Source organism: Streptomyces sp. NPDC001709, assembly GCF_053596375.1.
The window spans coordinates 201,504-212,632 of the sequence record NZ_JBSFGB010000010.1 but is presented as its reverse complement, the minus strand read 5'-3'; the positions used below and the strand labels follow the sequence as shown (position 1 = coordinate 212,632).

At 74.5% G+C, this 11,129-nt stretch carries 6 protein-coding genes; all 6 read left to right on the top strand.

Going from position 1 to position 11,129, the window contains the following annotated elements:
• The first annotated feature begins 21 nt into the window (after positions 1-21).
• Genes ACWC0C_RS17855 through ACWC0C_RS17830 form a run of 6 tightly spaced genes read left to right on the top strand, consistent with a single transcriptional unit; the run spans position 22 to position 11,128 of the window.
• Positions 22-261 (top strand): phosphopantetheine-binding protein, encoded by a 240-nt coding sequence (locus tag ACWC0C_RS17855; protein WP_449195692.1) that lies wholly within the window; start codon positions 22-24, stop codon positions 259-261.
• Positions 258-1,619, top strand: coding sequence for a beta-ketoacyl synthase N-terminal-like domain-containing protein (locus ACWC0C_RS17850; protein WP_450864793.1), 1,362 nt, complete (start codon positions 258-260; stop codon positions 1,617-1,619). Before ACWC0C_RS17855 ends, ACWC0C_RS17850 begins: the two co-directional genes overlap by 4 nt.
• A 33-nt stretch (positions 1,620-1,652) precedes the next feature.
• Positions 1,653-2,906, top strand: a complete 1,254-nt coding sequence (locus tag ACWC0C_RS17845; protein WP_449195690.1) for a hydroxymethylglutaryl-CoA synthase family protein — start codon at positions 1,653-1,655, stop codon at positions 2,904-2,906.
• Positions 2,903-3,655: an enoyl-CoA hydratase-related protein gene (locus ACWC0C_RS17840; RefSeq protein WP_450864792.1), complete on the top strand. Its 753-nt coding sequence runs from the start codon at positions 2,903-2,905 to the stop codon at positions 3,653-3,655. The genes ACWC0C_RS17845 and ACWC0C_RS17840 overlap by 4 nt, the downstream gene beginning before the upstream one ends.
• Positions 3,652-4,437, top strand: a complete 786-nt coding sequence (locus tag ACWC0C_RS17835) for a polyketide synthase (protein WP_450864791.1) — start codon at positions 3,652-3,654, stop codon at positions 4,435-4,437. Before ACWC0C_RS17840 ends, ACWC0C_RS17835 begins: the two co-directional genes overlap by 4 nt.
• Positions 4,438-4,495: 58 nt before the next feature.
• Positions 4,496-11,128: an SDR family NAD(P)-dependent oxidoreductase gene (locus ACWC0C_RS17830; RefSeq protein ID WP_450864790.1), complete on the top strand. Its 6,633-nt coding sequence runs from the start codon at positions 4,496-4,498 to the stop codon at positions 11,126-11,128.
• The last annotated feature ends 1 nt before the right edge of the window (position 11,129 follow it).

The window sequence follows — 11,129 nt, the reverse complement described above, 5'->3', positions numbered from 1 at the left end:
GACGAGAACAGAGACCACACCATGACTCCCGATCAGATCTTCGCCGTCATCCGCAACAACCTTCTCGAGGTGCTCCCCGAGCTCACCGAGGCACAGATCACCCCGGACCGCAGCATGCGCGAGCTGGGTGCCAACTCCATCGACCGTATGGACGTGGTCATCGCCGCCCAGGAAGACCTGGGGATCAAGGTCCCGGCGCATGCACTCACCCAGGCCTCCGACCTGAAGTCGCTGGTCGCCGTCTTCAGCGAGTACGTGTGAGCGCCTCCCGCCTCCCGAGCGCGGGCCCGGTGGCCGTCACCGCCGCCGCGGTGCTCAGCCCGCTCGCCGAGACCCTGGACGGCTTCACCGACGCCCTGCTCGCGGGGCGCAGCGCGGTGACGCTGACCGAGGATCAGGCAGCGGACGCGGACACCGCGGTGGAGGACCGCCCGCTGCCGGTGGCGGCCCTCGCGCCCTTCGGTCTCGCCGACTGGGCCGGACGCCACCTGTCCGGACACCCGGAGACCGCCGCGCGGCTGCGCACGGTCGCCGGACGGGCCGCCCTGCCCGCCCGGACCGCCGCCTGCGTCGCCCTGCGCGCGGTGCTGGACGCCGGCCTCCTTCCGGACACGGACACGGAGACGGAGACGGGGACGGGGACCGACGGCCGGCATGGCTGGGGCGAGCGGACCGCGCTCGTGGTGGCGGGAAGCAATCTGGCGCTCGCCCACCAGGCGGAGACCGTGCTCGGCCACCACCGGGCCCCGGGCCGCCTGCGCGCCTCCTACGCGCTCACCCACCTCGACGTCGACGTGGTCGGCGCGGTCAGTGAGGTGACCGGAGTGCGCGGCGAGGGCTGGACGGTGGGCGGTGCCTCCGCGAGCGGAGCGATCGCGCTGATCCAGGGCGCCAGGATGGTCGCCTCGGGATGGGCGGACCGCGTCCTGGTGGTCGCGCCCGCCGCCGAGGTCTCGCCGGTCGAGGCCGAGGCGTTCCGGCGTACCGGGGCGATGGCCTACCGCGAGTTCCGCGACAGCCCGCAGCGGATGTGCCGGCCCTTCGACCGCGACCGCCAGGGCTTCGTCCGCGGCGAAGGCGCCGCGGCCGTCGTCCTGGAGCGTCCCGAGGCCGCCCGCGAGCGCGGCGCCCGCGTGCTGGCCGAGGTGGCCGGACACGGCCAGCGGCTCGACGCCCGGCGCGGCACCGAACCCGACGCGCACGGCCAGGCCGCGGCGATGCGCTCCGCGCTGGCCGCCGCCGGCATCGGCCCCGGCGAGGTGGACTACGTCAACGCGCACGGCACCGGATCCGTCCTCGGCGACGAGGTCGAGGCCGCCTCGCTGCGAGAGGTCTTCCGCGACCGCGACGCGCTGCGCGTCAACTCCACGAAACCGCTGACCGGACACTGCCTGAGCGCCGCCGGGCTGATCGAGGCGGTGGCCGTCATCGGCCAGCTGCGAGCCGGCGCCGTACACCCCAATCCCAACCTCGACCACCCGGCCGCGCCCGGGCTGCCGCTGGCCGGCACCCGTGCCGAACACCGCCCGCTGCGCACCGCTCTCAGCAACAGCTTCGCCTTCGGCGGCATCAACGCCTCGGTCGTGCTGCGCCTGCCCGAGCCGCACTCCGCGCCCTGACCACAGCCCAGCCCCTGACTTTCGGAGAACCCCATGAAGCCGGTCGGCATCGAAGCCATCAACGCCTACCTCGGTGAGACCTACGTCGACGTCCCGACCCTGTTCGCCGCCCGCAAGCTGGACGACAGCCGCATCGAGAACCTGATGATGGCCCGCAAGAGCGTCGCCCTGCACTGCGAGGATGCCGTCTCCTTCGCCGTCAACGCCGCCAAGCCCATCGTCGACGCGCTGACCGAGGAGGAGCGCGGCCGCATCGAACTGCTCATCGTCGGCACCGAGTCCGGCGTCGACTTCGGCAAGTCGCTCGCCACCTATGTGCACGACCACCTCGGACTGCCGCGCTCCTGCCGCCTCTTCGAGACCAAGCAGGCCTGCTACAGCGGCACCGCGGCCGTCCAGATGGCCGCCGCCGTGGTCGCCGCCAGCCCGTTCGACGGCGCCAAGGCCCTGGTGATCAGCAGCGACGTGGCCCGTCCGGTGCCGCACACCTACGTCGAGCCCAGCCAGGGCGCCGGCGCGGTGGCCATGCTCATCGGCGACGAGCCGGTCGTGGCCTCCTTCGACCGCGGCGCCAACGGCTTCCACAGCTACGAGGTGATGGACACCTGCCGCCCCGACCCCGAGGCCGAGGCCGGCGACGTGGACCTGTCGCTGCTCAGCTACATCGACTGCCTCAAGGGCTCGTTCACCGACTACGCGAGCAAGGTCGAGGGCGCCGACCTGGTCGACAGCTTCGACCTGCTCGCCATGCACACGCCGTTCCCGGGCATGGTCAAGGGCGCCCACCGCGCCGTACTGCGCAAGCTCAAGCGGATGAACCCGCAGGCCATCGAGGACGACTTCAACGCCCGGCTGTCCGCCGCCATCGAATACCCGCGCCAGGTCGGCAACATCTACGCCGGCACCGTCTTCCTGGCCCTGGCCAGCACCATCGACAACGCCGTGATCGAAGGCGAGCGCCGCGTCGGCGTCTTCTCCTACGGCTCCGGCTGCGCCTCGGAGTTCTACAGCGCCGTCATCACGCCCGAGTCGCAGCGCACGGTCCGGGCCATGGGCATCCGCGAGGCCCTGGACTCCCGCTATGAGCTGACGGTCCCGGAGTACGACGAACTGCTCGTCGCCACCGCGGAGCTGAAGTTCGGCGCCCGCGACTTCACCTTCGACCTGGACCGGTTCCCGCAGATCACCAAGTCGCTGTCCGGCGGCGGCACCGGCCGCCCGCGCCTGGTCCTGGAAGCGGTGCGCGACTACCACCGCGAGTACGTCTGGCTCGGAGGCGACCGATGACCTCCGCCGTCCGCGTCAGCCGCGGCCGGGGCCTGCTGCGCGCGGAGCTCGTGCGTCCGGAGCGGCGCAACCCCATCGACGCGCCGCTCCTCGCCGAACTCTCCGCTGCCCTCGACCAGGCCGAGGCCGATCCCGCCTGCCGCGTGTTCGTCCTCTCCTCGACCGGCACGGACTTCTGCGCCGGCACCGACCTCTCGGACGGCGCCCCGGATCCCGGCGGCCTGCCCGACGGCCGCGAAGAGCTTCCGTACTGGACGCTGCTCGACCGGCTGACCCGTACGCCGCTGGTCACCGTCGCGCTGGTGGACGGCCGCGCGACGGCCGGCGGAGTCGGCCTCGCCGCCGCCTGCGACCTGGTCCTGGCGAGTGGACGGGCCACCTTCCGCCTCACCGAGGCGCTGGTCGGACTGGTCCCGGCGATGGCACTGCCCTTCGTCGCCCGGCGCACCGGCGAGCAGCGGGCCTTCGCGGCCACGCTGCGCGCCGAGGAGTTCGACGCCGAGGCCGCCGTGGCGGCCGGACTCGCCGACCTCACCGAGCCGGACGCCGAGCCGCTGCTGCGCCGGGTGCTGGCCGGTCTCGGCCGGGTCGACCGCGGCACGGCCGCGGCGTTGAAGGACTACCGGGCGCGGCTGTTCCCGAGAGACGAAGACCTCGGGCGGGACGCCTCGCGGCGGCTGCTCGACCGGTTCGCGGATCCGGACTGCCGGGCGCGGCTGGGCCGGCTGGCCGAAGCGGGTGCGGCATGAGCACGGTGACGAACGAGCAGGACGTGGTCGCCCTGTCCTGGCAGGGCCCGGTCGCCGTGCTGCGGATGGCCGACCACCGGGGCCGCAACACCTTCGGCCCGGAACTCAGCCGCGGCCTGGTCGCCGCGGTCGAGCGGGCGGTCGCCGAGCCGCGCACCAGGGTGCTGCTGGTGGAGGGCATGCCGGAGCTGTTCTGCGCCGGAGGATCCCAGCGCGAGCTCGTCAACTTCGCCCGCGGCGAGGGAAGTTTCGACACCGACGATTTCTTCCGCGTCTTCGCCCGCTGCCCGCTGCCGGTGGTCGCCTCCGTACAGGGCCACGCGATCGGCGGCGGGCTCGTCCTGGCGCTGTACGCGGACGCGGCCGTCTTCAGCGAGCGCTCCGTCTACACCGGCAACTTCATGCGCTACGGCTTCACCCCGGGCATGGGCGCCACCCACCTCTTCCCGGCCCGCTTCGGCGCCGAGCTCGGCCGGGAGATGCTCTACACGGCCCGCAACTACCGCGGCGCCGAACTGCGCGAGCGCGGCGCACCCGTCCGCGTCGTCCCGCACGACAAGGTGCCGGGCACGGCCCTCGACCTGGCCATGTCCATGAGCTCGGCGCCGCGCCCGTCCCTGGAACTGCTCAAGGCGGACCTGACCGCGCCGCTGCTCGCCGCCACCGACGCGGCGATCGCCCGGGAGGCGGCCATGCACCGCACCTCCTTCCGCCTCCCCGAGGTCATGGAACGCATCGTCGGCGGCTACGGCGGCGCCGACGCCGGCCCGACCGGCCGCTGACGAACCGCCCGACCCAGCACACCACCCCACCCGCCGATGTGAGGACCGCGAGAGACCGATGGACGCGAAAGAGATCCTGACCCGATTCAAGGACGGAGCCCTGGACCGGGCCGCCGCCCAGGCGCTGCTGGCCGGCGGCACCCCCGCGACCCAGCCCGCTCCTTCGGTCCCCGCCACCGCCACCACGGACGCGTCCGCTTCTTCCGCGTCGTCTGCCGCGTCTGTTCCGGCGGCTTCGTCTGCTTCATTGTCTGCTGCGTCCGCTTCCTCCGCTCCGGCTGCCGCGTCTGCTTCATCTGCCTCGTCCGCTCAGGCTGCCTCGTCCGCTCGGGCCGCCTCGTCCAGCCCGGCCACCTCATCCGCTCCGGCCGCCGGTACGGACGCGGCCGTCGAGTCCGTCGCGGCCGGCGAGCCCATCGCGGTCATCGGCTACAGCGCCCGCTTCCCCGGCGCGGACGACGCGGACACCTTCTGGCAGCGCATCCTCGACGGCGACGACCTCGTCACCGAGGTGCCACGGGACCGGTGGCGGATCGAGGAGCACTACGACCCGGACCCCTCGGCCGAAGGCAAGTCGGTCTCGAAGTGGGGTGCCTTCGTCTCCGACGTCGACCGGTTCGACGCGGACTTCTTCCGGATGCCGCCGCGCGAGGCCGAGCTGACCGACCCGCAGGCCCGGCTGTTCCTGCAGGAGTCCTGGCGGGCCCTGGAACACGCGGGACTGGCTCCCGAGACGCTCGCCGGAGCCCGCTGCGGCGTCCACGCCGGCGTCATGCTCAACGACTACCAGGACCTGATCGAGCGGGAGAGCCCGCACGCCCGGCTGCCCCAGGTCATGCAGGGCAACTCCAACTCCATCCTCGCCGCGCGCATCGCCTACCACCTGGACCTCAAGGGCCCCGCCATTACGGTGGACACCGCCTGCTCGTCCTCCCTCGTCGCCCTGCACCAGGCCTGCCAGGCGCTGTGGCTCGGCGAGGCGGACGTGATGCTGGCCGGCGGCGTCACCCTCTACCTGACCGAGCTGCCGTACGTCTTCATGAGCCGGGCCGGAATGCTCTCGCCGACCGGGCCCTGCCGTCCCTTCGACGCGGCCGCCGACGGCATCGTGCCCGGCGAGGGTTGCGCCGTCGTCGTACTCAAGCCGCTGGCCAAGGCGCTCGCCGACGGCGACACCGTGCACGCGGTGATCGCCGGCTCCGGGCTCAACCAGGACGGCCGCACCAACGGCATCACCGCACCCAGCGCCGCCTCCCAGGCCACCCTCATCCGCGACACCATGCGGCGCTTCGCCATCGACCCGGCCGGCATCGACTACGTCGAGTGCCACGGCACCGGCACACCGCTCGGCGACCCGATCGAGGTCACCGCCCTCAACAACGCCTTCGCCGAGGCCAACCTGGCTCCCGGCAGCGTGCCCATCGGCTCCGTCAAGGGCAACATCGGGCACACCTCGGCCGCCGCCGGACTGGCGGGCCTGCTCAAGGCCATCGGCGTGGTCGCCACCGGCCACGTGCCGCCGTCCCTGCACTACACCCGGCCCAACGAGAAGATCCCCTTCGCCGAAGGCCCCTTCACCGTCGCCGCCGAACGCCGCGAGACCGGCGAACACGCCGGCCGCCCGCGCCGCGCCTCCGTCAGCTCCTTCGGCTTCAGCGGGACCAACGCCTACGTCGTCGTCGAGGAGCCGCCCGCTGCGGCCCGTACCGTGACGCACTCCGAGGACCGGCCGGTGCTCGTACCGCTGTCGGGCCGCCGCCCGCAGGCTCCCGCCGCCTACGCCGCCGACCTCGCCCGCTGGCTGCGCGGCCCCGGCGCCGACGCCTCGCCCGCCGACGTCGCCCACACCCTCGGCTGCGCCCGCGGTCATCACCCGCACCGCGCCGCCTTGTTGGTGACCGGCCGGGACGAACTGCTCGCCTCCCTCGACCTGCTGGCCGAAGGCGCTCCCGACGCCAGGCGGCTGGAATCCACCGGCACCGGCCGCCCGGACGCCGCCGTCCACCGTGCCCAAGCCGAACTCCTGGCCCGTCTGCTGGCGGACATCGACGGCCACCCACGCGCCGACCAACTCGGCGCCGTCGCCCGCCTCTACGTCCAGGGCCACCGCATCGACTGGACCGCGCTCACCCCCACCGACCGGCACCGCCGCCTGCCCCTGCCCGGCTACGCCTTCGCCCGCGACCGCCACTACGTGACGCCGGCCACCGACGCGCCGGCCGCCCCGGCGCAGGACGCGCCGCTGCCCGAGGCGGCGGCGCCGGTTCCCGCGGGTCCCGTGCTCGTCCACGCCCCGGTCGGCGACCTGGCCGCCGCGCCGGCCGCCGCACCTGCCGTCGCGGCGCAGGACGCGACGGACCTGGCGGGTCTGATACTCCAGCAGCCCGTATGGCAGGACGCGCCGCTGCCCGAGGCGGCGGCGCCGGTTCCCGCGGGTCCCGTGCTCGTCCACGACCCGGTCGGCGACCTCGCCGACGCGCTGGCCGCCGCGGGAGCGGACGTGCACGCGGCGGGACGAGGAGAGGACGCGCAGCGGCTCGCCGAGGCGCTGCGCGCCGGCGGCGCGACGGCCGTCACCGTCATCCTCCGGGTGCTCGGCCCGCGCCCCGGTGACGCCGCCGGGACCGCCGCCGGCCTGGCGGCCTTCGAGACGGCCCGGGCCGCGCTGCGGTCCCTGCGCACCCAGCAGCTGACCCTGCTCGCCGTCACCACCGACCCCACCCGCGCCGACGCCGCCGGAGCCCTCGTCCAGACGCTCCGCCAGGAGAACCCACGGCTCCACGGCCGCGCGGTGCTGACCGTCGACGACGGCGCCGCCGCCGTCCCCGCGCTGCTCGCCGAACTGAGCGCACCGGACGCCGAGTTCGGCCACCTGTGCGACATCCGCAACGGACGCCGCAGCCGCCGCGTCTGGGCCCCGCTCGGCCTGCCCACCGACGGCGCCGGCGCCGAGGCGCGTGTCGACGGCGTCCACCTGGTCACCGGCGGCCTGGGCGGCGTAGGCCTGACCCTCGCCCGCCACCTGGCCCGGCGGCCCGGCACCCGCGCCGTGCTCTGCGGCCGCACCTCCTGGGAGCGGCTCGACGCCACCGCCCGGCAGGCGGTGGCCGAGCACGACCGCCTGCGCTACGTCCAGGCCGACGTCACCGATCCGCGGGCCGCGGCCGCGCTGGTCCGCGGAATCCTGGACCGCGAGGGCGCGCTGCACTCCGTCTTCCACGCGGCGGGCGTCGTGCGCGACGGCTACCTGGTGCGCAAGAGCCCGCAGGACATCGCCGACGTCCTGGCACCCAAGACGGACGGCACCGCGGCCCTCGACGAGGCGACCGCGCAACTGCCCCTGGACGCCTTCGTGTTGTTCTCCTCGGTCGCCGCGGTGACCGGCAACCTGGGCCAGTCCGACTACGCCTTCGCCAACGGCTGCCTCGACGGCTTCGCCGTCCGGCGGGCCGAGCGCGTGGCGCGCGGCGAGCGGCAGGGGCGCACCCTCTCGGTGCAGTGGCCGCTGTGGGACGTCCCCGGGATGACCATCCCCGACCACGTCCTCCGCGTGGTCGAGGAACACACGGGCATGCGCCCGCTGCCCGCCGGCACCGCCCTCGCGGCCCTGGACCACCTCCTGGCCGGCGCCGGCCCGAACGTGGTGTCCCTCTTCCACGGCGACGCGGAGATCTGGCAGCGCCACTTGACGGGATTGAACCTGACGCCGATGCCGGCGGCTGCCCCGGAGATCTCCACGACGGCTACGACCGCAGCCGCCTCGGCCCCCGCCGGCTCGCCTGCCGTCGCCTCGGCCTCCGCCGTACCGCAGGAGCAGGTCGCCTCCGACGCCGCGCACCGCGCGGCCGTCACCGAAGCGGTGTGCCGGTCCGTCGCCGAGACCCTCGGCCGTCCGCCCGGCAGCATCGCCCCGCGCACCTCGCTGGAGTCGCTGGGCCTGGACTCGGTCATGATCCGCACCGTGGCGTCGCGGCTGACCACCGACATCGCGCCGGTCGGCCCCGACATGCTCTTCGGCCTGCGCGACGTGGACGAACTCGTCGACCACCTGATCACCACCCTCCCGCAGCCGACGCCCCGTCCGCAGCCCGTACAGGCCCTGCGGCTCGTGGTCGCGATGCCCGAGGCCGCCCCGCAGCCCGCCGCGGCCCCGACCGTGGCCGCCCCGACCCCTCCCACCACGGCCACGGCCACGGCCACCGCCACCGAAGACCTCTACGCCATCACCGGCCTGAGCGGTCGCTATCCGCAGGCGCCCGACCTCGACGCCTTCTGGCGGAACCTGGTCAACGGCAAGGACACCGTTACGGCGTTGCCCGCCGACCGCTGGAGCGATGCCGGTGGTGTGCGGGCGCAGGGCCACTTCCTCGATGGCATCGACGGCTTCGATCCTGCCTTCTTCGGGCTGTCGGCCCATGAGAGCGCCATGCTCGACCCGCAGGAGCGGCTGTTCCTCGAGGTTGCGTGGGAGGCGTTGGAGGACGCCGGCTACACCGGCAGCCGTCTGGACGGCCTGGTCGCTGCGGACGGCGAACGACGCAGTGTCGGCGTGTTCGCGGGCATCACCTCCAGCGACTACAAGCTGCTGGGCGCCGAGCGGTGGGCGAGCGGTCACCGGGACATGCCCGCCGGGCACTACTGGAGCCTGGCCAACCGGCTCTCCTACCTGCTCGACCTGCGCGGCCCCAGCCAGCCCGTCGACACGGCCTGTTCCTCCTCACTCGTCGCCCTGCACCTGGCGCTGGACGCGATGCGGCGCGGCGAGTGCGCGGCGGCGCTGGTCGGCGGAGTCAACCTCTACGTCCACCCGTCGCGGTTCAGGATGCTGCGCCAGTCCGGATTCCTCGCCGAGGACGGACGGTGCCGCAGCTTCGGCGCCGGCGGTGCCGGCTTCGGACCCGGCGAAGGCGCCGGCGCGGTCCTGATCAAGCCGCTGGCGCGCGCACTGGCCGACGGAGACGCCGTACACGCCGTGATCCGCGGCAGCTTCGTCGCCCACAGCGGCCGTACGAACGGCTTCACCGCACCCAGCCCCACCGCCCAGGCCCGCGTCCTGCGCGAAGCCCTGCGCCGCTCCGCCACCGACCCGGCCACCGTCAACGTCATCGAGGCACACGGCACCGGGACCGAGCTCGGCGACCCGGTGGAGGTGGCCGCCCTGACGGCCGCCTACGGCCGCGGCGAGGCTCCCTGCTCTCTCGGCTCCGTGAAGTCCGCCGTGGGCCATGGCGAGTCCGCCGCGGGCATCGCCGCCCTCACCAAGGTCGTACTCCAGCTGCGCCACGGCCGGCTGGCCCCGACCCTGCACGCCGACCCGGTCAACCCCAACCTCCGGCTGGAGGACACCCGCTTCACCCTCCAGCACACCGAACAGCCCTGGCAGCGGCTGACCGACGCCGACGGCACGCCACTGCCGCGCCGCGCGGGCATCAGCTCCTTCGGCGCCGGCGGCGTCAACGCCCATGTGATCGTCGAGGAGTTCGTGCCCGAGCGGTACGGCCGTCCGGCCACCGAGCCGCGGCCGGGCCCGCAGCTCGTGGTGGTCTCCGCCCCGACCCCGCAGCACCTGACCGCCACGGCCGGCCGCCTCGCATCCTGGCTGCGCGGCACCGAGGCCACCGGCGACCTGGCCGCCGTGGCCCGCGCCCTGCGCACCGGCCGGGCGGCCATGGACTGCAGGCTGGCCGTGGTCGCCCAGGACACCGCCGAACTGGCCGCGACGCTCGCCGACTTCGCGGACAACCCGGACGGGCCCGTCCGCGCCGCCGACCTGCGCGACGGCCGCGGCACCCGGCAGCGGCTCGGCGAGGCGCCGGAGACCGGTGCCTTCGTCGCCGAGCTGTGGCGCAACGGCCGCCTGCGGCAACTCGCGGACCTGTGGCTGGCCGGACTCGACGTGGACTGGAGCTCGCTCGACGCCACGGCTCCCGCCGCCCCGCTCGCCTCCCTGCCACCGTCCGCCTTCCTGCGCCGCAGCCTCTGGCTCGACGGCCCCCGGGACGACGCCGGAACGAACCTCGTACCCGCCGCCGTTGCCATCGACGGCGCCGTCACCCGGCCCGCGCCCGAGGCACTCGCGTTCCGCGAGCCGGAGGCCGGGCCCGAGCCCCGACCCGCCGCCGACCCGGTCGCCCAGGACATCGCCCAACGCGCCGCCGCCCAGCCCAAGCCCGAGGCACCCGCGGTCCCCGAGCGGGAGGCCGCACGAGAGTCCGGGTCCGGGTCCGTGACCGGGTCGGAGTCCGGGTCCGTGACCGTGTCGGAGACCGGGCCGGAGTCCGGGGCCGTGACCAGGTCGGAGTCCGGGTCCGTGACCGGGTCGGAATCCGCACCGGAGTCCGGGTCCGTGACCGAGCCCGCGACCGCGCCGGAGTCCGGGCCCGAGACCGAGCCCGCGACCGCGCCGGAAGCCGACCCCGACTCCGACCTCGCGACCACGCCGGAAACCGACCCCGCCCCCGACCCGCTCACCGCGGACATCGCCCAACTCGTCGGCATGCTCGTCCCCGGAGCCGACGGCCCCGCGCCCACCGACCGCAGCCTCCTCGACCTGGGCATCGACTCCATCAACGTGATGAACCTCCGCTTCGAGCTCACCGAGCGGTACGGCCGCACGCTGCCGCTCCAACTGCTCAGCGAGTCGAGCATCACCGAACTCGTCGCCCACCTGACCGCCCCCGCACAGGCCTGAC

What these genes read in the sequence shown, in the direction of transcription:
- ACWC0C_RS17830 (WP_450864790.1), top strand. Translation starts at nt 4,496, where the DNA reads ATGGACGCGAAAGAGATCCTGACCCGATTCAAGGACGGAGCCCTGGAC.
- ACWC0C_RS17855 (WP_449195692.1), top strand. Translation starts at nt 22, where the DNA reads ATGACTCCCGATCAGATCTTCGCCGTCATCCGCAACAACCTTCTCGAG.
- ACWC0C_RS17835 (WP_450864791.1), top strand. Translation starts at nt 3,652, where the DNA reads ATGAGCACGGTGACGAACGAGCAGGACGTGGTCGCCCTGTCCTGGCAG.
- ACWC0C_RS17845 (WP_449195690.1), top strand. Translation starts at nt 1,653, where the DNA reads ATGAAGCCGGTCGGCATCGAAGCCATCAACGCCTACCTCGGTGAGACC.
- ACWC0C_RS17840 (WP_450864792.1), top strand. Translation starts at nt 2,903, where the DNA reads ATGACCTCCGCCGTCCGCGTCAGCCGCGGCCGGGGCCTGCTGCGCGCG.